This is a genomic window from Armatimonadota bacterium (genome assembly GCA_013314775.1).
GTDB lineage: Bacteria > Armatimonadota > Zipacnadia > Zipacnadales > JABUFB01 > JABUFB01.
On record JABUFB010000026.1, the window covers coordinates 1 to 23,935 of the forward strand.

Annotated in this window: 26 protein-coding genes; 10 read left to right on the top strand and 16 right to left on the bottom strand. The window is 64.4% G+C overall.

The genetic code is table 11. From position 1 onward, the window contains the following. The coding region (locus HPY44_21740; GenBank protein ID NSW58644.1) for a hypothetical protein at positions 1-305 on the top strand (305 nt) is incomplete at its 5' end. Between the two features lie 229 nt (positions 306-534). Here the strand turns inward: HPY44_21740 and HPY44_21745 are convergent. The 11 genes from HPY44_21745 to HPY44_21795 form a co-directional block, all read right to left on the bottom strand. Then, positions 535-1,026, bottom strand: coding sequence for a cation transporter (locus HPY44_21745; GenBank protein NSW58645.1), 492 nt, complete (start codon positions 1,024-1,026; stop codon positions 535-537). Between the two features lie 15 nt (positions 1,027-1,041). After that, a complete protein-coding gene (locus HPY44_21750; GenBank protein ID NSW58646.1) occupies positions 1,042-1,428 on the bottom strand; it encodes a cation diffusion facilitator family transporter in 387 nt (128 codons plus the stop codon). A gap of 175 nt (positions 1,429-1,603) precedes the next feature. Then, entirely contained in the window at positions 1,604-3,004 is a 1,401-nt protein-coding gene (locus tag HPY44_21755; GenBank protein NSW58647.1) for a HAMP domain-containing histidine kinase, read from the bottom strand. Beyond that, the gene (locus tag HPY44_21760; protein NSW58648.1) at positions 3,001-3,675 is read right to left on the bottom strand and encodes a response regulator transcription factor; all 675 of its coding nucleotides are present in this window, start codon (positions 3,673-3,675) and stop codon (positions 3,001-3,003) included. Before HPY44_21760 ends, HPY44_21755 begins: the two co-directional genes overlap by 4 nt. Before the next feature lie 2 nt (positions 3,676-3,677). Continuing rightward, positions 3,678-4,592 carry a polysaccharide deacetylase family protein gene (locus HPY44_21765; protein ID NSW58649.1) on the bottom strand — a complete coding sequence of 305 codons (915 nt, stop codon included), beginning with the start codon at positions 4,590-4,592 and terminating at the stop codon, positions 3,678-3,680. Then, complete coding sequence (locus tag HPY44_21770; protein NSW58650.1) at positions 4,592-5,635, bottom strand: NAD-dependent epimerase/dehydratase family protein; 1,044 nt, start codon at positions 5,633-5,635, stop codon at positions 4,592-4,594. The genes HPY44_21765 and HPY44_21770 overlap by 1 nt, the downstream gene beginning before the upstream one ends. Positions 5,636-5,668: 33 nt before the next feature. Further along, complete coding sequence (locus HPY44_21775; GenBank protein ID NSW58651.1) at positions 5,669-6,628, bottom strand: formyltransferase; 960 nt, start codon at positions 6,626-6,628, stop codon at positions 5,669-5,671. Beyond that, positions 6,625-7,581: a glycosyltransferase gene (locus tag HPY44_21780; protein ID NSW58652.1), complete on the bottom strand. Its 957-nt coding sequence runs from the start codon at positions 7,579-7,581 to the stop codon at positions 6,625-6,627. Before HPY44_21780 ends, HPY44_21775 begins: the two co-directional genes overlap by 4 nt. After that, positions 7,581-8,738, bottom strand: a complete 1,158-nt coding sequence (locus HPY44_21785; protein NSW58653.1) for a DegT/DnrJ/EryC1/StrS aminotransferase family protein — start codon at positions 8,736-8,738, stop codon at positions 7,581-7,583. Before HPY44_21785 ends, HPY44_21780 begins: the two co-directional genes overlap by 1 nt. Further along, a complete protein-coding gene (locus tag HPY44_21790) occupies positions 8,735-10,468 on the bottom strand; it encodes a glycosyltransferase family 39 protein (GenBank protein ID NSW58654.1) in 1,734 nt (577 codons plus the stop codon). The genes HPY44_21785 and HPY44_21790 overlap by 4 nt, the downstream gene beginning before the upstream one ends. 438 nt (positions 10,469-10,906) lie before the next feature. Continuing rightward, on the bottom strand, positions 10,907-11,320 hold the full coding sequence (locus tag HPY44_21795) for a hypothetical protein (GenBank protein ID NSW58655.1): 414 nt from the start codon (positions 11,318-11,320) through the stop codon (positions 10,907-10,909). A gap of 159 nt (positions 11,321-11,479) precedes the next feature. On the opposite strand from HPY44_21795, the gene HPY44_21800 reads away from it, so the two are divergent. Then, positions 11,480-11,758 (top strand): hypothetical protein, encoded by a 279-nt coding sequence (locus HPY44_21800; GenBank protein NSW58656.1) that lies wholly within the window; start codon positions 11,480-11,482, stop codon positions 11,756-11,758. Positions 11,759-11,890: 132 nt separating this feature from the next. Here the strand turns inward: HPY44_21800 and HPY44_21805 are convergent, their stop codons facing one another. Together HPY44_21805 and HPY44_21810 are read right to left on the bottom strand one after the other, a co-directional pair. Further along, a complete protein-coding gene (locus HPY44_21805) occupies positions 11,891-12,301 on the bottom strand; it encodes a response regulator (GenBank protein ID NSW58657.1) in 411 nt (136 codons plus the stop codon). 124 nt (positions 12,302-12,425) lie between these two features. Continuing rightward, on the bottom strand, positions 12,426-12,815 hold the full coding sequence (locus tag HPY44_21810) for a hypothetical protein (GenBank protein NSW58658.1): 390 nt from the start codon (positions 12,813-12,815) through the stop codon (positions 12,426-12,428). Between the two features lie 10 nt (positions 12,816-12,825). Here HPY44_21810 and HPY44_21815 point away from each other — a divergent pair, with 10 nt between their 5' ends. From HPY44_21815 to HPY44_21840, 6 genes are all read left to right on the top strand, one after another. Continuing rightward, the gene (locus HPY44_21815) at positions 12,826-16,206 is read left to right on the top strand and encodes an N-6 DNA methylase (protein ID NSW58659.1); all 3,381 of its coding nucleotides are present in this window, start codon (positions 12,826-12,828) and stop codon (positions 16,204-16,206) included. A gap of 210 nt (positions 16,207-16,416) precedes the next feature. Continuing rightward, positions 16,417-16,851 (top strand): ferredoxin, encoded by a 435-nt coding sequence (locus tag HPY44_21820; protein ID NSW58660.1) that lies wholly within the window; start codon positions 16,417-16,419, stop codon positions 16,849-16,851. 86 nt (positions 16,852-16,937) lie between these two features. Beyond that, positions 16,938-17,486 carry an RNA polymerase sigma factor gene (locus HPY44_21825; GenBank protein NSW58661.1) on the top strand — a complete coding sequence of 183 codons (549 nt, stop codon included), beginning with the start codon at positions 16,938-16,940 and terminating at the stop codon, positions 17,484-17,486. A gap of 11 nt (positions 17,487-17,497) precedes the next feature. Then, positions 17,498-17,968 (top strand): zf-HC2 domain-containing protein, encoded by a 471-nt coding sequence (locus tag HPY44_21830; GenBank protein ID NSW58662.1) that lies wholly within the window; start codon positions 17,498-17,500, stop codon positions 17,966-17,968. Continuing rightward, positions 17,965-19,053, top strand: a complete 1,089-nt coding sequence (locus HPY44_21835; protein ID NSW58663.1) for a hypothetical protein — start codon at positions 17,965-17,967, stop codon at positions 19,051-19,053. The genes HPY44_21830 and HPY44_21835 overlap by 4 nt, the downstream gene beginning before the upstream one ends. A gap of 138 nt (positions 19,054-19,191) precedes the next feature. After that, positions 19,192-19,638 carry a hypothetical protein gene (locus HPY44_21840; protein NSW58664.1) on the top strand — a complete coding sequence of 149 codons (447 nt, stop codon included), beginning with the start codon at positions 19,192-19,194 and terminating at the stop codon, positions 19,636-19,638. 247 nt (positions 19,639-19,885) lie between these two features. On the opposite strand, the gene HPY44_21845 is transcribed toward HPY44_21840, so the two are convergent. Together HPY44_21845 and HPY44_21850 are read right to left on the bottom strand one after the other, a co-directional pair. Next, positions 19,886-20,221, bottom strand: coding sequence for a hypothetical protein (locus HPY44_21845; protein ID NSW58665.1), 336 nt, complete (start codon positions 20,219-20,221; stop codon positions 19,886-19,888). After that, positions 20,218-20,883, bottom strand: coding sequence for a PD40 domain-containing protein (locus HPY44_21850; GenBank protein NSW58666.1), 666 nt, complete (start codon positions 20,881-20,883; stop codon positions 20,218-20,220). Before HPY44_21850 ends, HPY44_21845 begins: the two co-directional genes overlap by 4 nt. A gap of 191 nt (positions 20,884-21,074) precedes the next feature. Here HPY44_21850 and HPY44_21855 point away from each other — a divergent pair, with 191 nt between their 5' ends. Further along, positions 21,075-22,256 carry a helix-turn-helix domain-containing protein gene (locus tag HPY44_21855; protein ID NSW58667.1) on the top strand — a complete coding sequence of 394 codons (1,182 nt, stop codon included), beginning with the start codon at positions 21,075-21,077 and terminating at the stop codon, positions 22,254-22,256. A gap of 126 nt (positions 22,257-22,382) precedes the next feature. Here HPY44_21855 and HPY44_21860 read toward each other — a convergent pair whose 3' ends face one another. Next, positions 22,383-23,282 carry a tyrosine-type recombinase/integrase gene (locus HPY44_21860; GenBank protein NSW58668.1) on the bottom strand — a complete coding sequence of 300 codons (900 nt, stop codon included), beginning with the start codon at positions 23,280-23,282 and terminating at the stop codon, positions 22,383-22,385. A 514-nt stretch (positions 23,283-23,796) separates the two neighbouring features. Between HPY44_21860 and HPY44_21865 the strand changes: the two genes are divergently transcribed. Continuing rightward, the coding region (locus tag HPY44_21865) for a hypothetical protein (GenBank protein ID NSW58669.1) at positions 23,797-23,935 on the top strand (139 nt) is incomplete at its 3' end.

Consider the following 23,935-nt stretch of genomic DNA (forward strand, 5'->3'; position numbering starts at 1 on the left):
ACTGGCAGGCTGTGGAGCCGGAAGCCGTCGCCAGCCTGCTGACGGATTTCGACGCGTCCATCGCATATCTCAGACCGCTCAAGGTGAAGCATCCCCGGCGCTATCGCACGACCAACGCGATGGAAGGCGGGGTGATGAGACCCTTGCGCCGCACCCTGGACCGCGCCACGGCGTACCACAGCGACACAGGCGCCAACGTGGGGATGTTCCTGGTGATCGCAAGGCTCAACGCCAAGCAACGCGGCAAGCCATGGGTACACGAGACCGACGATCTTATAACTATGCTACACAATGCCGGACCTTAGATTTTCGTACAGGCCCCCTTCTCATGGAGCGGGCGCAGTCCGATGATCCCAGCGCATGCCACAAGACAGCGCCATCTCTCTTTCGCTGCGCAGAGGTGCTTGATCATGTGGGGAACGCTGGCGCCTGCCGCGTCCGTGGAGCAGGTGCGACGCGAGGGCAGACTGCGCGGTGGCGTTCGGAGCGCTCCCTAATGCGAAGCCGCAGTCTGCTTCGCCACGGCGCCGCGACCTATCGATCTATCTCGGGCCGCTGCCGCTCCGGAACGAGGCAGCCCGCCCTGCAGAGAGCGTCGCAGTCGTAGCCGCACGGCTCAACGTGGATCATCACCCGGCCTTTCGGAAAGAGCTCCCGGATGCCGGCGATGATCGCTTCAGTGAAGGCGTGCGACTGCGTGACCGTCAGATTGCCATCCACGACGACGTGCATCTCGATGAACCTGGTGGCGCCGGCCTTCCGGGTATGCAGATGGGGGTGTCCGCAGACCTGGGGTCTCAGTCCTGCGAGAAGATCCCGGATGAACCCCAGCTCGTCCACGCCAAGACCTGTGTCCAGCAGACCCCTGACGGAATCGGCAGTGAGACGCCAGGCAGCCTTGGTGATCAGAGCCGCGACCGCATTGGCTGCGACAGGATCGACCCACTCCAGATCCGTACCGGGGAGGATGCGCTTCCCGGCCCAGATGACCCCGAGCCCCACCATGACTCCCAGGGAAGTGTACACGTCCGTCCTCAGGTGTCACGCGTCAGCCTGGATGGCGATGGAATCCGTCTCCCTGCCGACGCTGAACAGCCTTGCCGATACCACCATGTTGGTCATAGCCGACAGGAGCATGACAGCCACACCCCAGTCCACCGCATCCATAGGCGCGGGGTGCTGGAGCTTGCGGACCGATTCCCAGACGATCCAGATTGCAGCTGCGAAGATGAGCAGAGCTTCGACGGCTCCGGAGATGTTCTCGTATTTGCCGTGCCCGAAAGGGTGGTCTGCGTCCGCCTGTTTACCCGACACGCGAACGGCCGTCAGAGCGATGACCGCCGCGACCAGGTCCACCGCTGAGTGCACGGCTTCTGAGATGATGGAGACTGCGCCAATGCTGATGCCTACTGCGAGCTTCAGCAGCACGAGAACGGTATTCTAGATGACGGAGAGAAGCGCGACGGAGGTCTTGCTGCCCAGTTCCTGTGCGTCGGTCATCCCGGCACCACGATGGTGACGGATGTCCGCGAAATCGGCGCGCGTTGCTGCGCTGCGCGCTGCGGCGGTGCGCCTCTCGCGGAGGCGAAGATGGCTTAGGCGGCTATCTCCGAACCTGCTGTGCTGCAGGCAGGACTACCGTGAATGTCGCCCCGGCCCCGGGCTTGCTCTCCGCCGTCACGGTCCCGTGATGCGCCTCGACGATTGCCTGGACAATCGAGAGCCCAAGTCCGCTGCCGCGCCCTTTGCCGTCCGTGTCTTTCGCGCGGTAGAAGCGCTCGAAAATGTGTGGGAGATGCTCGGGCGCGATCCCCCGGCCGCTATCGGTGATACGCAGAGCAACCGTGTTCCTGTCCGGTCCGGGGCCGACGCTCGCCCGGATCTCCCCCGTTGGTGGCGTGCTGTTTTGTGCGTTCTGGACCAGGTTCCGGGTCACTCGGGCAAGCTGGTCCATGTCGCCCAGGACAACGTGGCCCGGTGGTGCCTCGCAGATGATCGTCGCGCCGTCCGGAGCACGCCGACGCATCGCTTCGACCTCGCTCTCGACGACCATCGACAGATCCACGGGCTGCAAGTCAACGATGGGGATACGCGCATCAGCACGAGACAACTCCAGTACCGTCTCAACCACGTCTATCATCTGGTTCGCGTACGTGTAGCAGTACTCGAGGGACTGGCGGTACGTGTCCAGATCTCGCGGGTGCCTGAGGGTAACCTCCGCTTCGCCCAGGATGGCGGTGAGCGGAGTGCGCAGTTCGTGAGATGCGTCTGCGAGCGACTGCTGCATGCGGCGGTATGATTCCTGGACCGGCGCCAGGGCGGTGGCAGCGAAGCGCGGGGCCAGAATGGCCGTCAGCAACAGCGCCACCGTGCCCGACGCAAGCAGGATGAGAAGCAGCGAACGGAACTTGGCGTCAGATGCCGCCGCATCCACCGCCACGAGGGCAGCGCTGTAATCGGGTGATAGAGGGGTTACAACGACGGCTCGCATCCTTGGCCTACCGGGAGCGGTCAGGTCGAAGAGCACCCCTTCGGAGTAGAGCGTGGTGTGGTCTTCTCCGCCATTGCCCGAAGTATCGGGCGGTCGCATGCCACTGCCAGCGGGACCACGCGTGGAAGGCCCCGTGTGCTCCGTGACCACACTGAAGGTCTGGGTGGCGGCGCCTGGCCCCGCCGATCGGTATGTGTGTATAGGCATCCCTTGCAGGATCCCATGCTCCACCACGATCTTGCCTGAGCGGTCGTACACCAATACCCCCATGGGCTCGCGCGCGACGAGACCGATCTCCTCAAACTCATGGACCAGTTCCGCAGGATCGTCGACTGACTCCGGAGAACTCGCGATCCACTGCGCCTGGCGCTGCACCTGTTGATCGACCAGTTGCAGATCGCGAAGCCGATAGGGCACGGCAAGCCCCGCAGCCAGAAAGAAAATGATGGCTGAAGTGAGGATGAAGTAGCGCAGACTCAACTCAGCCTGGGCGCGCTGGAAGCTCTTGTTCATCTTTCACTCCGCAACCGGTAGCCAGAGCCGCGGACCGTCTCAATGAGATTGCCCATGCCGTGAGCGTTCAGCTTCTTGCGCAGGTAGTTGATGTATACGGCAACCACGTTCGTCCCCCGGTCGTAGTCGTCGCCCCAGACGTGCTGTTCGAGGCGGGCTCGGCTGAGTACCTCGCCGCCATGCCGGACCATGTACTCAAGGAGGGCAAATTCCAGGTGGGTGAGTGGCATATCGTGCCCATCGCAGGTCGCGTGGCGTTTGGCCGTGTCCACCTCAATCGGGCCGAACCGCAGGACGCTGGGCGCGATGGTCTGGCCGCGGCGCGCCAGGGCGCGAAGGCGAGCAAGGAGTTCTTCAAACTGGAAGGGTTTGGTGAGATAGTCGTCAGCGCCCGCTTCCAGTCCGCGCACCTTGTCTTCGAGCCTGTCACGGGCCGTCAGGATCAGTACCGGCGTATTCACGCCCGTGGCACGGATATGGCGCAGTACCTCGATGCCGGACTGGCCGGGCAGCATGAGATCGAGGATGACGACGTCATAGGGCTCGAAGAGTATCTGGTCTTCCGCGTCGTAGCCATCGGCACGCACTACAACAGCATGGCCCTCTTCGCTCAGGCCCCTGTCGATGAAACGTGACAGCCTCTCGTCATCTTCCACCAGCAGGATCTTCATGGCTACTCCATGATACACCAAACCTTGCCGGCGCGGCCCTGCAAAGAGACCGGCGCAATACTACGCGCGGGAAGCTCTGAGCTCTGCAGACCGGCAACGACTGACCCGATCGGCCCCACGTCCATGCCCCGTGCAAGGGCTCCGGCCACCAGTGCGGGCAAAGCCCCGGGCATTGCCAGGCCCTCGATCTCGGCGTGGACTGTGACCACATTGGCCCCGACCTGCAGCAGCTGAAGCCAATGGGCCGCCGCATCCTCCGCGGACCGCACCTGGCGTCCCCACACCTCGTCCAGCGTTGGCAACGAAGTAGGCACCTGGGGGGTCGCGAATGTTGTGTCGCCTATGCGCGGCCGGAACGGGCCCCCGAAGCCTCTCACATCGCTTGCGAAAACCAGACCTGCGGCGTCATGCCAGGCCAAGCTTTGCGGGGAGCACTGCCAGCCTGGAGCAGCAAAGCAGGCGGGCCGAGTACCGGCCGCCAGCGCAACCGCTTCGAATGCGCGCTCCAGATGATCCCGGACCTGGTCGCAGGACATTCTGCTCAGGTTGTCATGCCACTCGATGTGGTCCCACCCATGCACACCCACCTCGTGGCCGGCTCGAGCCACTTCCCTGACGATTCCTGGATCGGCCTGCAGTATCAGGGGAGCCGGAAGCAGCGTCCCCTGCAGGAGCGTGCGCAGCCCGTAGGTGCTGGGAGCCCTGTTGCGCAGCATCTTGGCGACGAAGCCGCGCTGGGTGAACACACGGCGGATGGCCACACCCGAACGGTCGGGCCCGGCAGAGAAGAAGAACGTCGCGCGCACCCCTGCTTCCTCGAGTTGCTCGAGGAGCCGAGGCACGCCCTTCTGGTGGCCGACAAGGGTGTCCACATCCACTTTGATGCCCAGATAGCCGCCAGGACACCGATTCATCATCAGCGGCTCTCCACCATACTCATCGCCCTGGGCCGGAGATCCTCCTCGGCGTGCTGCGCGCGGAACCACTCATACGTTGCCTCGAGACCATCTTTCAGCGACGTGGAGGGCTCGACGCCCAGGATGTTGCGCATGCGCGTGATATCCGGAACACGGCGAGGGATGTCCTCGTAGCTCTTCCCATAGACTTCCTCCTGCGGAACGTAGACGATCTCCGTGCCCCCGCCCGAGATACAGACCATGATCTCGGCAAGCTCGCGGATGGTCGTCTCACGGTCCGTCCCGATATTGAAGGTGCCGCCGACGGCCTCTGGGTTCAGGCCCGCGGCCACGGTGGCCCGGATGGCATCGTCCACGTACGTGAAACAGCGCGTCTGCATACCGTCCCCGACCACCGTGACAGGCCTTCCAGAGAGAATCTGACCCAGGAAGATAGTGATGACCCGGCCGTGGTCCAGGGCGTCCAGCCGCGGCCCGTAAAGATTGAAGTAGCGCACGATCACGTACTCCAGCCCCATCTTCCCGAATGCGTGGCAGAAGTGCTCGCCTACTGCTTTCGACGTCGAGTAGCACCAGCGGTCGATGGCCGTAGAGCCCAGAACGCGGTCATCATTCTCAGACCAGGGTATCTTTGGGTTTCGCCCGTAAACCTCGGACGTCGAACTGAACACGACCTTCTTCCCGTGCCGGTACGCGGCCTGCAGTACCTCCTGCGTCCCGTTCACGTTGACGTTGAGCACGCTGTACGGGTCGGCCACGTAGTGTTCGACGCCCACGACTGCGCCCAGATGGTAGACCAGATCGCTGTTGGCGACCAGCGCGTCAACCATTCGCTCGTTGAGGACGCTGTCGTGGACATACCGGAACCCTGGCTTGTCGAGGAGGTGCTGCACCTTCTTCACCGCCCCCGTGTCCAGACAGGTCACGCTGTCGCCGCGCTCAATGAAAGCGGTGCACAGGTGTGACCCAACGAACCCTGCACCGCCTGTGATCAGTACGTTCATGTCTCGATCCCTCTCATTGCCGATGAGCCGATTGCCCATGGATTGAACATCCGCTTGCGCCTGAACAGGCGCCTACTTTGCTGCGAGCTGCCCAGCCCCTCGGAACAGATCGTCACCAGGCTCGAGTCCGTACGCCGCAACGAACTGCCTCCCGTCCATGACGGGCCCGTCGCCCACCTGCACAGAGAGAAGCTCCAGCCAGCCCTCGCCTGTGGCGATGCGCGGACCGTCTTCGCCCACAGCCAGGACCATCCCCGGGATCGGTGGTACGCCGCAGGGCATTCCGCTTCCCGGTCGACACCACCACACCGTAAGCTTCGTGCCCCCCATCTCAGCGAATGCTCCCGGATAGGGATGGGTCACCGCCCGCACAAGATTGTAGATGTCGGTGGCCCGGTCTCCCCACTGGAAGCGGCCGTCCTGGGGTCTGCGCCCGCCGAAGTACGTGGCCCGGCTGTGATCCTGCGGGATGCGCGGCGCTGTTCCGGCGGCCAGAGCTGGGAGCACCTCGGCAAACATCTCTCGCGCCGCCCGTGTCATCTTCGCGTAGAGCGTGAGCGCGGTGTCATCGAAACTGATAGCCACTTTGCGCTGCGCAACGATGTCCCCAGCGTCGGGCTTCTCCACCATGTGGTGCAGCGTGACGCCGGTCTCGGATTCCCCGTGCAGCAGCACCCAGTTCACGGGGCAGCGGCCCCGGTAGAAAGGCAGGTATGAGCCGTGCAGGTTCAGTGCGCCCATTGGCGCCAGCTCGAGTAAGGCGCGTTTCAGCATGTGCCTGTAGTAGAAGCTGAAGATGATGTCGGGAGCCAGATCGTGGAGCGCATCCACCACGTCGGGTACATTCGGGTCTGCCGGCGTCATCACTGGGAGACCGCAGTCGCGAGCCAGAGCGGGGACGGACCGGAACCAGACGTTCTCGCACGGATCATCCTCATGGGTAACAACCGCAGCAACTTCATGTCCCTGGGCGACTAGCTCTTCCAGGCATTCATAGCCAACGTCGTGGTATCCGAACACTAGGGCTCTCACTGCTGTTCGCCTCCTGTAGAACTGACAGAGCGGACGAGGTAGCGCGGCCTGTGCCTGATTTCCTCATGCATGCGAGCCAGGTACTCACCCAGCAGCCCCAGGGCCATTATCTGAACGCCAACAAAGAAGTAGAGGATGGCGAAAAGCGTGAACAAACCCTCGACCTCAGGGCCCACAAACAGGCGCCGCAACATCAGGAAGAGTGAGAAGAGCAGCCCGATTGCCGCGATCACAAAACCCGTGCCGCTCAACATACGCAAGGGGATGGACGTGAACCCCATCATCAGGTCCAGATTGAGCTTCACCAGTCGCCATACGTTGTACTTGGACTTGCCCTTGCCTCTCGGCGCGTGGTCCACCTCGATCTCGGTGGCGCGTCGGGCGAAAGTCATCGCGAGCGCCGGAATGAACGTGCGCCCCTCCGGGCATTCCAGCATTGCGGCCACTATCTCCCGGCTGTAGGCTCGCAGCATGCAGCCGTAGTCATGCATCCGGTGGCCGGTGGCGCGTCCGACCATGGCATTGACGATGCGCGAAGCCACCCGCCGCATGAGCGGGTCGTCACGGTGCTTGCGTACCGTGCCAACCACGTCATACCCTTCGGCCATCCTCGCCACCAGCCGCGGCACCTCTTCCGGTGGATTCTGCAGGTCCGCATCCAGGGTGACGATGATCTCACCCCGACACTGGCTGAAGCCCGCCATGACGGCGGCATGCTGTCCGTAGTTGCGGGATAGCTCTACGACCACAACATCCACAGTGGGTGATCGGAACGCCGTCAGCAGTTGCAGGCTCCGGTCGCTGCTGCCATCGTCTACGAAGATGATCTCAGCCGGCTTGCCGATGGATCTGACCGAGCCGACCAGGCGGCGCAGGAGCTCGGGGATGTTCTCTTCCTCGTTGTATACGGGCACAACGACAGATAAGTAGATCGGGTCCTGTGCCTGCCCCATCACATATCCCCCGCAATTGCACGCACGGCATTCACCACGTCGCACAGGTCCTCGTCCGTCATGAGGGGGAACAGGGGCAGAGACAGGATGCGATCCGATGCCCACTCCGCGTTGGGCAGGCTCCCCGGTCCGTAGCCCAGGGTCTCGGCGAAGTACGGGTGCATATGGATGGCCGTGAAATGCAGACCCGTGCCGATGTTGTGAGCCTTCAGGGCCTCCATGAAACCGTCTCGGTCCATGCCGAGCAGTTCTGGACGTACTCTGGGCGTGTACAGGTGCCAGGAGTGCACATCGCCGTCGGGCGCATAGGCCGGAAGCACGAGGGCATGCAGACCCGACAGGCCCTCACGGTACATCTCGACAAGGTCGGTGCGCCGCTGTATGAAGTCATTCAGCCGGGGCAACTGGTGTAGGCCGATGGCAGCCTGCAGGTCCAGCATGTTGTACTTGAACCCCATGGCCATCACTGCATACTGCGCGTTGCCCCGCGCCTCGTAGCGCTTCCAAGAGTCCTTGCTCAGCCCGTGGAAGCGCACGATGCTCGCGCGCTCGGCCAATGCGTCATCGTTGGTACACAGCGCGCCGCCCTCGCCGGTCGTGATGGTCTTGATCGGGTGGAAGCTGAAGCAGGTGGCATCGGAAAGCGCACCGATGGGCCTGCCCTGATACCGCGAGCCAATTGCATGGGCGGCATCCTCTATCACCGCGAGGCCGTGCTCGCGCGCGATGGCATGGATCGCCTGCATGTCGCACGGCAACCCGGCGAAATGCACAGGAATAATCGCACGGGTCGAGGCCGTGATGGCGGCTTCGATCTGTTCCGGGATGATGTTGAGCGTGCGGCAGTCGATATCCACCAGGACGGGCCTGGCGCCAACAGCAAGGATCATGTTGACCGTGGCGGCGAAGGTCATTGGCGTCGTGATGACCTCATCACCCGGACCGATGCCCAGCGACAGGAGCGCCACGTGCAGGGCGGCAGTCCCCGAGTTCATGGCCACCGCATGTGCAGCTTCGGTTTGCTCGGCCAGCATCTCCTCAAAGCGCTGCACTTTGGGCCCTGTGGTGAGCCAACCTGAACGCATGCTCGCCACTACTTCCGCGATCTCCTCATCGCCGATTGTCGGTCGGCAAAACGGCAGGAATTCCTGTCTCATTGCGTTCCTTGCTTTCCTGGAGGAGGACCCAGCAGCTTGCGGGCCTCCTGGTTGATGAGAAGTCCCCGATCACGCCCCAGCGCCCATATATCGAGGTCATGCGCATCTGCGACGCGTCTGGCGTCCCGGTCTGAAACCACCAGGGCCAGCGGTCCGCGGGAACTGAGACGGTCGATTTCGTCCTCGCCCTCGAGGAACCACTGATCGGCATCGGGCTCATTTAGGCCCAGCCGGATCTCGCCCACGCTATCGATCACGATCACGCGGGATCGCGTGTAGAAGTTGAGCGACTGGTTGTAGCATCTGTACTGCGCGACAACCCAGCCTTCGTTCTTGTCCACGGGCCTGAGTTGAGCAGGCAATAGCGCGTAGACGTCTCGCTTCGCGGACGCCGTGGCGAACACCGGGATCAGGCCGGCAAGGGCAAGCCACGCGGCAGCGACCAGTAGCCCCATCCGACGCTCTACTCCCGCAATCGCGGGAGCAGCCAGGAAGCAGATGCCCGCCGCCGCCCATGCCAGGCACAGCAGGACAGCAGGGGCACGGATGGCATCCGGCGCGATCTCATTCTGATGTCCCGAGTACCAGTAAAGCGCTGGCGTGAGCAGCACCAGCGTCGCCCCAGTCCCCCGGATCACCCACTGTGTACCTCGACCGACGGCAGGACGGTCCAATAGCCGATGCGTCAACGCCGTCGTAACGACCGCAAGGGGCCACCAGCAGGGCAGGATATAGGGCGCGAGCTTGCAGGACGACAGTGAGAAGAAGACCACAACCACGGCGCACCAGCATATCAGGAAGGCCACTGCACGACGGCGATCATCACTCAGCCCACGCCACCGGGTGTACGCTCCTTTGAGCGAGATCGGCCACAGCCCCGACCACCACAGCCAGCCCAGCACGAGCAGTGCAGGAAAGTAGTAGACCGGCTTGCGGTGCTCGCTGAAGTGGTCTCCTGTAAAGCGTTGGAAATGCTGCACCACGAAGAAATAATGGTTGAACTGGGGATTGCGTGCCGCCACCACGAGGAACCACGGGGCAGCCACGATCGCCGCCATGCCGAGCACGGAAAGCAGGGGCACCAGACCTTGGCCCAGGCGCCTGGTCCACAGCAGATACGTCCCAAGGATACCCGCAAACAGAACCAGCGCCACAGGACCCTTGGCGAGGATGGCCAGACCGAGCAGTAGCCCGGCGAGAACGCGGGAAGGCCAGACTCGGGCTCTGCCGTTCTCGCCCGACCAGTACGCCGTGAGGGCACCGGCGAAAAGCACCGACAAGAAGATGTCGGTGGCCGGAATGCGTGCCATCGCAAAGAACATGGGGGATGTCACAAGGACCGCGGCAGCCCACCGGGCCGCCGCGGGCCCCAGAGTGACTGCCCCAAGCCAACATGCCACCAGCATGCCCAGGAAGCCAAACGCAGCGGGGGCAAGCCGTGCTGCGAGTTCCGTCTGCCCGAACAGCCGCATGCTCGCGCCCACGATCCAGTAGGTCAGCGGAGGCTTCTCGAAGTACGGCACGTAGTTCAGCCGGGGAGTGACCCAGTCGCCGCTCTCGATCATCTCCCGCGGCACCTCGGCGTAACGCCCCTCGTCGGGGTCCAGCAGAGGGTACGTCCCCAGACCCGCGAACAGCAGCCACAGGCAGGCTGCCGTCGCAACGAACCAGACGGGAACGTGCCTGGCTTGTGCCTCAACCGAGCAGGTCTGTGGGCGGGCCACCGTCATGATGCCGGACTCTCGCACCAGAAGAAGTAGATACTGGCGCGATGGTACCCGGCAGTCATTAAAGCAGCTTAGTTGGGCGATTAGAAGATGCTAACGTGTCTGCTCAATGCAGAGCTCGGCGCAAGACGTAGGCGCGGCGTGAAGGAGTCCATCTGCCCGTAGTCTGGCCCCCAAAAAGGCGACACGCGAGCCTCACTCGGAAAGCCCCAGAACCCCGCATACGCTCCCCGGTTCGCCTCAGCCAAGTCCTCCCGCTTCCTCGCTCGGCGACACTTGAGCGCCCTCGTCGCTCCAAGCAGCCTGCACTGCCGCCTTTTGAGAGCGCGAAGCGAGCCTTGGGCGGCCGCTTCGTGCGCAGCCCTAATCCCCGCTCATCTCAGCGCTTTGCGTGTCCATACATGCATCAGGCCTGTCTCGGACTACTCCCACGGGCTTCGCCTACCCCACCAGCCCCAAGTCCTTCGCCTTCCTCACCGATCCCTCATTGCCTGCACATCCGAGGCGGTCGCGGGAGTTCTTCAGCTGCACGTACGCGGTGTTGATCGAGATGCCAAGCGCTTCGGTGGCCCGGGCAACGCTGGCGCCCTTGTCCAGGTGGCTGAGCAGGGCGCGCTGGGCGTCGGTCAGGAGTGGGCCCTCTTTGGGCGGCTTGTGCTTGCGGCTGCGGCCGGGCAAGGGCAGCCAGTGCAGGTTGCCCTCGGTGTACTCGCGCGTAGTCTCCCAGGCTTCATCGAGGGTCGCCGCGCCCAGCTTCTTGCGTGCGTTGGCGAGTTGGTACCTGACTCGCTGTGCTCCGATGCCGAGATCGCGCGCGATGGTCTCCGGTGTCTTGCCTTGCGAATGGTGGTACATGAAGGCCTGCTCCCTACGCGTCAGGCTCTCCGGTCCGGTAGACGGTCGACCTGGCCTGGCTGTCGCCGCTCGATCCGTCTGGTCACGGCCGCGAAGCCGCAGCAGGACGCCAGGCTGTGGGCGCGCCTGAAGGAACGCTTCCCCGGCCGCTTCGAGCACATGTCCCGGCGCCGATACGCCATACGCCTGCGCGAGCAGCGCGTCCTGGAATGGTGCCGGGAGGGCAAGAACGGGTGGGAGATCGCACGGATCCTCGTGTCGGAGGGGCTGTATCCTTTGGGCGCGGAGCATGAGGAGGAGCGCACCGGCGCTTTGGCCGGTTCCCAGAGGGAACTCGAGGAGTATGCTCGCCGCGTCGTCGGCCGCATCAAACGGCGCCTGCGAGATGAAGGCCTCATCGAAGCTGGCAAGGCCGGAAGGCCGAGGAAGGAGCGCTGAATATTGGAGCCGGTGGGACTGCCCGTCAGGCAGGCCGGTGGTTGGGGTCTATCCGACACAGACAGCCGCCAGAGCCTGAACCGTTACCGGGGGAGGTACGGGCCGAGAACTCCAGCGGCAAAGGGAAGCCGTTCAGCTTGCTGCGACCTTCGCACGTCTCTGTGGCCGGCGCGCCTTAGCGAGAGACAGGGCGCTCACGATCGATAGCCTCAGATCACTGATGTGGAAGGGCTTGCGCAGCACCAGGGCCGAAATGCCCTGCATCTCTTTCCACGTGTCCGGCTCGGGCAGACCGGTCGTGAAGACGACAGGCACCGAGGACCACCCGGGATCTGCGCGCATAGCCCAGTACACGCTTCTGCCCTTGCCATCGCCTAGCACAATGTCCATCACAACGAGATCAGGCGGAGGACCGGCGAGGAGCGCCAGCGCGGCCTTGCAGTTGCCAGCGACAGACGCGGTATACCCCCACAGGTGCATGCAATCGACGAGGATCGACGACTGCATCGGCTCGTCTTCCACGATCAGGACCCTCGCCCCCAAATCGCCACCTCCGAACTGCCCCCGGAGGATCGCTGGACCCCAGCGTCCAGCATGGTCAGTTTATTCGGAATGGGCACCGCATTGTCTCAAGCTTCACTAATGGGAGATGATAGATTCCACATAGTCATACGGGGGGACGTCGAGAGCTGGCGGGCGGCGCGCCAACATGCCTCCCCGCCGAGGCGGACTCCCTCCTCTCTCCGCCGAACCTGCCCCTACCAGATCCCGCCGGAGGGGGCCGATCAATATCTCCCAGATCCAACTTCGCTTCGCGCCTTCTCGCAATGAAGGGCTCTTCACCGACCACTACCTGCAGGATGTGCTCCCGCAGGTGGCCGCGCTCTGGCAGGTTCAGGACCTGGACGACTTCCGCCACAAACCATCCGCCCTCTAGCAGCAGCAGAAGCATCTCGTCGCGCAGTACAGCGAGTCCCAACTCGAAGACCACTTCATCAAGCCCGTCCTCGCCCTCCTCGGCCACGTGGTCGAGCCCCAGCCGCTTGCCGGGCAGCACAAGCCCGACTATGCCTTCTTCGCCACTGCTGGAGGGAGACGACCCGCAGGCGCTGGCGTACCTGTGGCTCTTCTTCCGCCGGGATGCCTTCCTGCCGGGGCCGAACGGGCCGTCGTTCCTCGAATACGTGCGCTCGCAGTCCGAGCTTGCCGCCAACCGCCTGCGCGAGGACGTCAAGGAGGGCGTCTACCGGGCGCTGCTCGAAGCCTGTCGCGGCTTCGCGGGTCACGCGCCGAACCAGAGCAGCCCCGCCCAGTTGCAGGCAATCTATGACAACGCCCTGGTGCTCCTGTACCGCCTGCTGTTCATCCTTTATGCTGAGGCCGCGGACCTCCTGCCCCTGCGCGACAGCCGCCAGTATGCCGAGCGCTACTCCCTGCAGGCCATCAAGCAGGAACTCACCCAGGGACCCGAGAGCTTCTCGCTCAGCCGCGTGACACTCTGGCCGCGGCTGAAGGAGCTGTTCGTCAGCATCGACAAGGGCGACCCCGAACTGGGCATCCCCGCCTACAATGGCGGGCTGTTCGACCCTGACACGCACCCGTTCCTCGAACAGAACGAGCTCCCGGACCGCTACGTCGCGCGGCTCGTGAACCTCATGGCTTGCACGTCCGAGGGCTTCGTGGATTACCGCGACCTGGGCGTCCGTCATCTGGGCAGCATCTATGAGGGCCTGCTGGAATACCAGCTTGCGCAGGCCACCGAGCCCATGGTGGTCATCCGGCGCGATGGCCGCGACAAGTGGGTGCCCCTGGCCGAAGCCGGGCAGGTTGGTCCCGAACAGGAGCGCTGCGAAGCCGGGCAGCTTTACCTGGTCACCGACAAGGGCGAACGCAAGGCCACCGGGAGCTACTACACCCCGCAGTTCATCGTGGAATACATCGTCGAGAACACCCTCGGGCCGCTCGTGGACAAGTGCCAGTCGCCCGAAGACATCCTGGATATCAAGGTCCTGGACCCGGCCATGGGCAGCGGGCACTTCCTGGTGGAGGTCACCGACTTCCTGGCCCACAAGCTGTTCGAGCAGGGCGCAGCCGCATCCCCCGCCGGCGCGGATGCGCCGGACGAGGAAGCCGACCTTCCCGCGCTCAAGCGCCAGGTGGTGGAGCGTTGCATCTACGGCGTGGACCTCAACCCCCTCGCGGTGGAACTGGCCAAGCTCTCCCTGTGGCTGGATACCGTGGCGAAGGGCCGTCCCCTGTCCTTCCTGGACCACCACCTGCGCTGCGGCAACTCCCTCATCGGCGCGCGCATGGACCGTCTCGCCCTGCCGGGCAAGGTCGCGCTGACAAAGGGCGCGGGCGGCAGAAGCAACCGTGCCGCGACACAGAGCTCCGCACAGATGGCTCTGTTCGACTATGCCGAGTTCATGGCCCACACCACCGGTCTGCGCCTGGGTTTCGACGCAATGGCACGCGAGCGTTCCGAGACCCGCGAGGACGTGCACCGCAAGGGCCTCCTCCTCGCCGAAGCTGAACAGGTCCATCGCCTGCCCTATCGCCGCATCGCCGACCTGTGGTGCAGCGCCCATTTCGGCAATGACTACACCGCCGCCGTCTATCACGAGGCCGTCCAGCATCTGCAGGGCGACGGCGGCAGTCTCTCCGAAGCCGCCTCGACGGCGCTGGAGCGCAGCGCGGAACTGGCTGCCCGGTACCGCTTCTTCCACTGGGAACTGGAGTTCCCCGACGTGTTCTTCGACGAGCACGGGCGGCCCGTCGCGGAGGGCGGCTTCTCGGCGGTGGTGGGCAATCCGCCGTGGGAGCGCATCAAGCTCCAGGAGAACGAGTTCTTCGCCCTGCGAGCGCCCACCATCGCACTTGCCCCGACTGCGGCCAGGCGGAAGGCCCTGGTGGCGAAGCTCCCCGAGACCGACCCGGACCTGTGGGCCGAGTACCAGCAGGCCAAGGCCCAGGCCGACCTGGAACTGGCCTGGACCCGGAACTCCGGCCAGTTCCCCTTCATGGGCCGCGGGGACACCAACCTGTATGCCGTGATGACCGAACGCGGGCGCTCCATGCTTGTTCCTGGCGGTCGGCTGGGGTTCGTCGTGCCCAGCGGCATCGCCACCGACAGCACCACCTCCGCCTTCTTCGCCGACCTCGTGGAGCACAGGGCGCTGCAGACGCTGCTCGACTTCGAGAATCGCGAGACCGTGTTCGCCGATGTGCACCGCAGCTTCAAGTTCACCCTCATCATCCTCTCGGGTGGCGAGCCCCAGGAGGAGATAGCCTGCGGCTTCTTCCTGCACACGGAGGAGGACCTCAAGAACCCCGAGCGCGTCTTCACCATCCAGCCGGAAGACTGCGCGCTGATGAACCCGAACACTCGGACCTGCCCCATCTTCCGCGGTCGCCGCGACCTGGAACTGACTCGGGCCATCTACCAGCGCATGCCGGTACTGGTTCGCGCGACGGCGGACGGCGAAGAGAACCCTTGGGGCGTGCGCTACCTGCGGATGTTCGACATGACCAACGACTCCGGCCTGTTCCGGACGCTTGAGGAACTCAAGGACGAAGGCTACTACCCGGTCGGGAACAACGTCTGGAAACGGGGAGCCGAGACGTGCCTGCCGCTGTATGAGGGCAAGATGGTGCAGATGTACGACCACCGGGCTGCGAGTGTGAAGGTGAACCCCGAGAACCTGCACCGTCCCGCCTCGCCGGAAGCGACCACGGATGAGCAACACGCAGACACGAGCTTCTCGGTCACCCCGCAGTTCTGGGTACCGGCGGATGAGGTGGTAGACAGAACGGACTCCGCACTGCCCTGGTTTCTCGCCTTCAAGGATGTGACCTCACCCACCAACGAACGCACGATGATAGCGAGTGCGATTCCGTGGGCAGGAGCGGGCAACAATCTGCCGTTGCTGCTGACTGACCGCCAACCGGGACCGCGCATGGCGATGTTTTTGGCCAACCTGTGCGCCCTCGCCTTTGACTACGTGGCTCGGCAGAAAGTCGGAGGCCAGCATCTCAACTACTTCATAGTCCAGCAACTCCCCGTCCTTCCCCCCGAGCGCTATGAGGAGGACTTCCACGGCCTGCGGCTGGCGGACTTCATCGCCCCCCGCGTCCTGGAGCTGACCTACACCGCCCACGACATCGCCGGGTTCGCGCAGGATATGGGGTATGTGGACGAGGAAGGGAAGGTCCGGCCGCCCTTCGTGTGGGACGAGGAGCGCCGCCTGCACCTGCGCTGCCAGCTTGACGCCTTGTACTTCCACCTGTACGGCCTGACCCGTGAGGAAGCCGAGTACGTGCTGGAGACATTCCCCATCGTGAAGCGCCACGACCACGAACGCTTCGGCCGATACCGCACGAAGGACCTGATACTGCACTACTACAACGCCTACGCCGCGGGAGACATCGAGGCGTGGGTGAAGGGGTAACAGCCAGCCCTGATGGGCGGCCAGCCTCGTGTACCCGACGGGCCACACCAGAGGTCGGATGAGGCGCCCTGGAAGGCCTCCCCGGCCGCAGACGCAGCTCCTGCCCCGACGGTCTTCCGCGCATCCACTGGTCAGAAAAGGGAATCTGTCATCTCCTCGCAACGTCATTCCTGATGAGAGCACCCATGACTCCGTGGAAGGGGAGATGACATGGTTACCGGAACTGATACGAAGGAAGAGGGTCTGCCGCCGATGTCTCGGCGTGGCTTCATCGGGTCGGTGTGTGTGGCAAGTCTGGCGGCGGGATTGCTCCTGGCATGGGACGGGCTCGTCGGGTCGGCGCCCACGGGCAGGGAAACTGGCCTCCAACTGGCTGCATCCCCCGCGGAGAACGTGCCGACGGCGGATCCCGCAACTGTGGATGCAACCGCCGGCGCCGGGGGGCAGTCTGCAGGCAGGGGAACGCCCAAAGTCCTTGTGCACAAGTGCACGGGTTGCGGCAAGTGCGTCCGCATCGCGCCGGGAACTTTCGCGCTCAATCGCAGCACGCACAAAGCGTACGTCAGGAACCCCGCGGGCGATCCGCCGCCGATCATCGTGAAGGCGGCGAAGGCCTGTCCCACGGGCGCGATCAGGCTTGAGTGAAGCGTGGCAGCGGCCCGGGACCCTTCGCGAGCGCGGGGGCCCCGGGCCACAGCGGAGTTCAGATCAGGTATGGTGACCGACCGCCGATGAACGCCAATGAGCAGGAACTGGTGCATCGCGCGAAGCAAGGGGATGAGAACGCCTTCGGGTCCCTCTTCCGCCAGTACCAGGATACCATGTACCGGCTGGCTCTCCATTTCACCGGTTCGGCGGACGCGGCCGCGGATGTCACGCAGGAGACGTTCGTCAAAGCGTGGGAGAAACTGCCCGGCCTGCGCAACGAACGGGCATTCGGCGGCTGGTTGAGGTCAATCCTGCTCAATGTCGCCCGGGACGCCCTGAGGTCGGCGCCACCCGAGACGCGGATCGAGGACGACCCGCGCGGAGCGGAAGGAGTCGCCGACGACGGAGCCCGGACCGCGGAGGATGTGTCGCAGAGAGACTTCGACGCCGCGGTGCGGCGCGCGGTCATGAGCCTCCCCGAGCACCAGCGGACTGTCGTGTTGATGCACCATCTGGAGGGCATGTCCGTCGAGGAGATCATGGACGCGCTGAATCTGAAGAAGGGCACCGTGATTTCGCGCCTTGCCAGGGGTCGCGACTTGCTGAAGAGGAAACTGGAGCGAAACATGTGAGGTCAATGGCGATGAACTGCTCACAGGTGCGAAAGAAACTCAATGAGTATGACCTGGGAGTGCTGCCCGAGACGCTCTCAACCGCGATCGACGCCCACCTGCGGGACTGTCAGGCATGCCGCCGGGAACTGGCGCGATTCCGGTCGGTGAGCGCTGCCCTGGGTACGCTCCCCTCGGACAAGCCGCCCGACCTGTGGCCGGCGGTGCGCGGCCAACTGCGCCCACGCGGCCGCGGCCTCTCCGGGTGGCAGTCGGTGTGGCAGCCCGCGCTGGCCATGGCCGCTGCCGCCCTCATTGCCGTGATCGCACTGCACGGGATGGTACTGCCACCGGTGACCCCGGCGGATACCAACTTCGACATTGCTGGCACGCAGGTCAGTGATGAGCAGCTTGTGGCGTTGAGCTGGCAGCAGCCCATGTCCGACCAGGCTGCGCTGGGCATGAGCCTCGCGATGCTGGAAACCGGAGGCGACGACGGGTGAGGGCAGGCCGTTCCCAGGTCAAGACGATCACACTCTTCTTCCTCGGCGCCCTGGTGGTAGCGGTCGCCGCGATGGTCGGGTACGGGCAACTCGCGCGCCACCGGGCCATTGAGCTTGTGGTGGCGGCGCAGGAAGCCAGGCGCGAACTGCCGAGCAAGGGCACCGTGGTGACTCGCGCCTACACCCCCGCCGGGTTCGTACAGTCGCGGGCGGAGATCCATCGTGGGTCCGGCCGCGCGGTCATTCGCTATCTTGACGGGCCGTTGGGGGGGACCGAACTGGTCCAGATGAACGGTAGCGTCTGGTTCCGGGGCGGCGGGCGCCGGGGCATGCGAGCCATGCAGGTCGGTGAAGACCCGCCCTCTGTGGACCGGGATCTGCTCCGCCAGCACTACGTAGTGCGGATACTCGGGGCGACCCGTGTGGCTGAGCGGCCGGCGCTGCATGTTGCCGTACGTCGCGGGCGCGGTGGCGGGCTGGATCTCTGGGTCGACCAGCAGACCCACTTCCCCCTGCGCACCGTGGCCATCGCCACTGACGGTCGAGCAATCTCAGACACGCGGTATGAAACGATCCGCTTCGACGTGGAACCCCCAGTCCCGCAGGCCCCGCCACCCTCGGAGCAAGGGCCATCCGTGACGATCGAGGCCACCGATCAGCGGGCGTTGCAGAAGGCCGTGGGCTTCGAACTCATGGCCCCGCGCTATATCCCTCCGGGTTTCAAGGAGCAGGGCAGCTACCTGCACCGCCTGCGCCAGGGGACCCGGTTGGCTGCCGAATTGCGCTACACCGACGGCCTGAGCCCGCTCTCGATCATACAGATGCAGGCCGGAAGGCCCGGACGGGCGAACGGGCAGGGCCGCGGTCTGAACGGACAACGGGACGGGCGAGGGGCGGGCGAGCACGGCGGCCGAGGACGCGGCCAGGGCGACGCATCCCACCCCCCCGGGACGCCGAGACGGTTCGAACGGGCAGTGGGCCCTCTGGGCAATGTGGTGACAGCCCAGAAGGGCGGCATCAACATTGTCGTCACCGGCGCGCTGCCTAGGGAAGAGCTGGAGAAGATCGCGGAGGGCATGGAGTAGAGCCGTGGCCTGGCGGGGGCGCTGAGGCTGAAGACGACCGATCTGCGGATCTCGCGGGCCTGGAAAAAGAAAATGGAATCCACCTCCTCTCAGTACCGTCATATAGCCAGACGCAACAAAACAATGGAGGTGGCAGAAATGACCAACCGCATCTTTACCTACGCTGTGATCGTCGGGATCTTCGCACTGACGCTGAGCATCGTGGCCGCATCCGCCGAAGTGCGCGACAATGAAGACGCGCAGAAGCCCGCAGTGACGGCCGGACAGAGAGTTCAGGCGGGGCCAGGGCTCCACGGCCGCATGGCTGAACAGGAACAGCATGGCTTCCGCTGGCAGGCGAGAGATGGCCAGCGCCTTGGCCAGGCGTACCGACACGGTCAGGGACAGGGCCAGGGCCAGGCGTACCGACACCGTCAGGGACAGGGGGCACGGGTCGGCAACCGGCACCAGGCAGGCAGCGGTCAGGGCGGCAGGTGGAACGCTCCTGCGCAGGGCCGCGGGATGAAGACCGGCCCGCGGGATGGCACGGGACGCGGTGACAAGTCCAACTGCGACGGAAGCTGTCCGAACTGCACCGAGAAGTAGCCACAAATCAGTCCGAACACCAAGACGGGGCGGCCGCATCCAGCGGCCGCCCCGTCTTGCATGTGCATGAGGGCGCGATTGCGTAGGTCACTGACATCGCGCCGGCTCTCCCCCGTCGGACCGCTTGCTGCAGGAACTGCGACGCCTCGTGGTCTGGACGCCACAAACACTCAGGCGCCGGCGTGCGCGGCTGTGGGTGCTCGCGCATGGCAGCGCCTTCGCCTTGGAGCTTCCATCAACGAGGGGCCTACTGCGCGGCCCAGTCCACGGAAGCAAGGTCGCCAATCTGCCAGAAGGCCCCCGTGGATGCGTCGAGGATGTAGGTTGCGTACTTGCTGGTGTCACCCTCGTTCGAGAAGACGATGTGCGTGCAGTCAGGTGACCAGCGCGGGTTCTTCCCTGACATTGTCCAGCCACTGTCGCCGAAGTCCACCGGGACTGCTCCCGCCTGCGTCGTACCGTCCGGGTTGAGCGCCAGCTTGTACACGTTCCTTCCTGTCGGCCCGTAAGCAAACCAGTTCTGCCCCGCGGCGTCGCGGCCCCAGTCGGCGCTGCCAACGATATGCAGGGTCGCGTCAATCACCCAGGGCTCCCCCCGGCGGCGGGCATGACCATCTTGGTGATACTGGCGCCGATGACGCGTTCGAACATGATGTAGTCCCCATCCGGCGACCAGACAGGCGCTGAGTCCCGATAGCCCTCGGTCAGCAGCTGTGCCGGGCCATTAGGCCAGTCCTCGACCGCAATGCACTGTTGCATATAGCCATCGGTCAACCGGATGTCGTAGCACTGTCTGGAGAACACAATCCTGCCGGTCGGCGACCATCTGGCAGAGAGACTGTTTCCTCGCGGCAGGCCAGGCTCGTCCTCTACCACAAACGCGGTGGGCGTCCCGCTTGTCCGGGGGACGGTGGAGAGGCCTCCGATGGAGGTGAGTATCAACTGGGCGTCCGGCTTGCTCCAACAGTGGGCCACCACCGATCCACTGACCGGCACCTGCACTTTCGATGAACCGTCCGGGTTCATCGTGAACATGCCCCAGGTGCCCTTGCGCTTGTCAACGACCTTGCTCCCCACGAGCTTGCCTGCGAGAGCTGGCGGCGGCGGTTGCGGCGGCGGCTTCACCGGCTTCGCCGCCGTATCCGCCGCTGTGAGGTTCGAGTCACCGTTTCCACCGCAGCCGGGAAACGCCACGAGCACCACAAGCACGGCAGTAACCATAAGGACCGACAGCGTTGCTCGCATCTCCCACGACCTCCTTGTGACCCGTTCTGGTTCTGCGGGATGACCCCGCCGGATACCCGCAATAATGCGGGGACTTTCGTGAAAACCCGTGTGACATTAGATTGTCTTTTGTGTATTTAATGATAAAATACGTACAACAATTGTGAGACCATGCGCAGAATCTTCTGCACACTTTCTGCGGGGTGGTTCTGGTGGAGCCGGCGAGGGCGATGGGGACGTTCCTGCGTGTGTGGCGGTCAGAATGGGCGAGGCTCAGCCAGGCGCAACTCGCGAACGCGGTCCAGCGGCACCTGAACGGGCATCGCCCCGTCACCACCGGGGTGGTCCGGTGGTGGGAACAGGGCCAGCCGCCCGCGGGCACGGAGGAACTCGAAGCACTGTGCCGTGTGTTGGAGGCGCACCAGATCAGCGCGGCGGAAGTTGAGCAGTTCAAGTCGGTTGTCTTCGCGGCGTGTGTGGACCGACACTACCCCGGGCTGCTGCCCCCATATGTGAGTGTGGACGACGAGACGATCCTGCAGACCGCGGTCAGGTACGAGGACGCAGCGCGCTGCAACGTAGGGGTTCCTCAGACGATCGCCGTAGTTGCCATCCTGTCCGAGCTGGGACCCCTTGTGCTCGGACGTCTGCATGCACCGGCCCCGGGCACCCGGGAACAGGCGCAGGACGCGGCGTACGTGCTGCTGCTGAACGCCCTCGCGGGGTGCCACTCTCGCGCAGGCCGGCTGGTACTGGCCCGAGACACATTCTGTCGAAGCAGCGCGATCCTTGCACAGAGGCTCGGTGGGGCGGTCTCGGAATGGGTGGATCTGCCCCTGAACCGTCTGCGGTGGCTCTACCATTCGTCCATCATCGACGGCCCCAGATCGGTCGAGGGCGAGATGCTGGACATCTATCATAGCGCACTGGAGCAGCACTCCAGTTGTGTAGCAGGGACCGCTCTCGAATGGCTGCTGGACATGGCGCGTCGCCCGGGGCAGGAAACCCTGAGGGCGCGATTGCTGCCACTCGATGACGGGGAACTTGAGCTGACTGCGGGGGATGCCGGTGGAATAACCGCGCCGGGAATCCGCTACCAGGAGGGCATGTGTGCTCTCGTGGATGGGAAGATGGATGTCGCCGAACGCTGCTGGGGTGCCATCGATCAATGGCGGCACTCCACCGAGTGGGATCGCCTGTGCTGGAGCGTATACGCAGGCAAGTTCGCGTGGGCTGAACACAACTGGGAGGCCACGGAGCGCCACATGCTCCGTGCCGCTGACATTGCCCGCGCGATCGGTAACACGTACGAGAGAGATGGACTGAAGATCGCCGAGGATGCAAGGCGCGCCCGCGAAACGAGTGGCAAACGGAAGGCGCGACCGCGCGGCTGAGGCCGCGCGACAAGCCGGCTCGGGAGCATGCCGCCCCTCCGCTCGCTGGCCCCGATGCCGTGCCCGAGCAGGTTGGGGCACACCTGCTTCGGCCCGTGCCACTTGCTGCGTTGGGTAGGAGCCGGCTCATCGGAGCTCCTGGCCCAGCGGATACCTCGCCATCGCCTCGCGTAAGTCCTCCGCGGTCGCCTGCAGGTAGACCCCCGTCGTGTCCAGGCGCGTGTGGCCCAGCATGCGCTGCAGACAGTTCAGGTCCGCGCCACTGCGCAGCATCATACAAGCGAATGAATGCCGTAGCTTGTGGGGCGTCACCGACGCATCGATGCCCGCGGCACGCAGAGCGCGATCAAGCGTCGTGCACAGTCTCCGCTTCCCCAGTCGCGCGCCCCACTGGGTCGTGAACACGTAGCGGTGCTGGCAGTTCGGTCGGATGGCTCCCCACTCCCGCAGCGCTTCCGCGGCGGGTTCGGCTAACGGCACCGCCCGACTCTTGTCCCCCTTCGCACCCACGAACCGCACCGTGAGTTCCTCCAGATCCACCGCGTCCCACGTCAGCCCCAGTACTTCGCTCCGCCGCGCACCCGTGAACAGCATGAAGACGAGGATCGCCCGGTCCCGGCACGCCAGGAACGCAGAAGGCTGTTCGCCCGCGGCCTCGATCAGGCACCGGCAGTCGTCCTCGGAAAGGTACGTCGGCAGCTTGCGCGACTGCTTCGGGAGTGTCAGCTTGCGGAAGGGGTTGACGTCGGTGTACTCGCAGTCCCAGAGGTAGTTCCAGAAGGACCGCAGCGAGTGGATACGCCGGGCAACGGTCGCGGGCTGCAAACCGCGTTCCCGCAGCCAGACCACATACTGCCGCAGCACGTGCTTCGTGACGGCTTCCACGTCCGGTCCACTGCCCAGTTCTTCGAGAAAACGCCGGAACATCCGGCCATCGGACTGGTACGCCTCAACAGTCAGCTTTGCGCAGTTGCGCTCGACGGAGAGGTAGGTCAGGAACTCTTCATACAGCGGCTCGATTCGCATGGGACAACGCTCCTTGATGATTGGCGTTGTCAGACCGCGGATCTGCCGATGGGACCATAAGCAGTTTTCTGAGCTCATTCGGCTCCCGTCTGCCGGGCGCGATGCGGGCAACCTCCGAGTGTCCGAAAGTGAGACCATAATACTGCAACAGGGCTCACTTCATCGCCCGATCATCCCCTCGGCGCGAAAAGTGAGCCCATAAGCAGCGGAAAGTGAGTCTATAAGCCGGATTATGCACTCAGGTTTTCAGCACCTGTGCGCGTAAGTCCGTAGGGCTTATGTGCTCAGTGTAACTCAGGTTATGCGCTCGTTCTGCGTGTCTGTGCGTGATTGGTCGCCCGGTAACGGGCGTCGTGTTAGATCAGTTCGACAGCCACCCGCGTCGCACCTTCTGGACGGAATCCGCACCGAAGTCTAGTGCCGGGGCGTGGATTTTGCTGAGAACGCAGGGAGCGACCCTTTGTTCGGAGAACGGCAGGTTACCACCAAAACCAATCTCCGAGGGGGTAGCTCCGTGAGCACAGTCTCGATAGCGCCGTTGAATGTCAACGCGTACGAGGGGCTTGAGCGCTTCGTCGAAGACTGGCAGGCTGGGGAGCCGGAAGCCGTCGCCAGCCTGCGGACGGATTTCGACGCGTCCATCGCATATCTCA

Bases quoted from the DNA above. Each gene is read 5' to 3' on its own strand.
- HPY44_21755 (NSW58647.1), bottom strand. From the start codon at position 3,004: ATGAACAAGAGCTTCCAGCGCGCCCAGGCTGAGTTGAGTCTGCGCTAC.
- HPY44_21760 (NSW58648.1), bottom strand. From the start codon at position 3,675: ATGAAGATCCTGCTGGTGGAAGATGACGAGAGGCTGTCACGTTTCATC.
- HPY44_21765 (NSW58649.1), bottom strand. From the start codon at position 4,592: ATGATGAATCGGTGTCCTGGCGGCTATCTGGGCATCAAAGTGGATGTG.
- HPY44_21770 (NSW58650.1), bottom strand. From the start codon at position 5,635: ATGGGCAATCGGCTCATCGGCAATGAGAGGGATCGAGACATGAACGTA.
- HPY44_21780 (NSW58652.1), bottom strand. From the start codon at position 7,581: ATGGGGCAGGCACAGGACCCGATCTACTTATCTGTCGTTGTGCCCGTA.
- HPY44_21785 (NSW58653.1), bottom strand. From the start codon at position 8,738: ATGAGACAGGAATTCCTGCCGTTTTGCCGACCGACAATCGGCGATGAG.
- HPY44_21790 (NSW58654.1), bottom strand. From the start codon at position 10,468: ATGACGGTGGCCCGCCCACAGACCTGCTCGGTTGAGGCACAAGCCAGG.
- HPY44_21795 (NSW58655.1), bottom strand. From the start codon at position 11,320: ATGTACCACCATTCGCAAGGCAAGACACCGGAGACCATCGCGCGCGAT.
- HPY44_21800 (NSW58656.1), top strand. From the start codon at position 11,480: ATGTCCCGGCGCCGATACGCCATACGCCTGCGCGAGCAGCGCGTCCTG.
- HPY44_21815 (NSW58659.1), top strand. From the start codon at position 12,826: ATGCCTTCTTCGCCACTGCTGGAGGGAGACGACCCGCAGGCGCTGGCG.
- HPY44_21820 (NSW58660.1), top strand. From the start codon at position 16,417: ATGGTTACCGGAACTGATACGAAGGAAGAGGGTCTGCCGCCGATGTCT.
- HPY44_21825 (NSW58661.1), top strand. From the start codon at position 16,938: ATGAACGCCAATGAGCAGGAACTGGTGCATCGCGCGAAGCAAGGGGAT.
- HPY44_21830 (NSW58662.1), top strand. From the start codon at position 17,498: ATGAACTGCTCACAGGTGCGAAAGAAACTCAATGAGTATGACCTGGGA.
- HPY44_21840 (NSW58664.1), top strand. From the start codon at position 19,192: ATGACCAACCGCATCTTTACCTACGCTGTGATCGTCGGGATCTTCGCA.
- HPY44_21850 (NSW58666.1), bottom strand. From the start codon at position 20,883: ATGCGAGCAACGCTGTCGGTCCTTATGGTTACTGCCGTGCTTGTGGTG.
- HPY44_21860 (NSW58668.1), bottom strand. From the start codon at position 23,282: ATGCGAATCGAGCCGCTGTATGAAGAGTTCCTGACCTACCTCTCCGTC.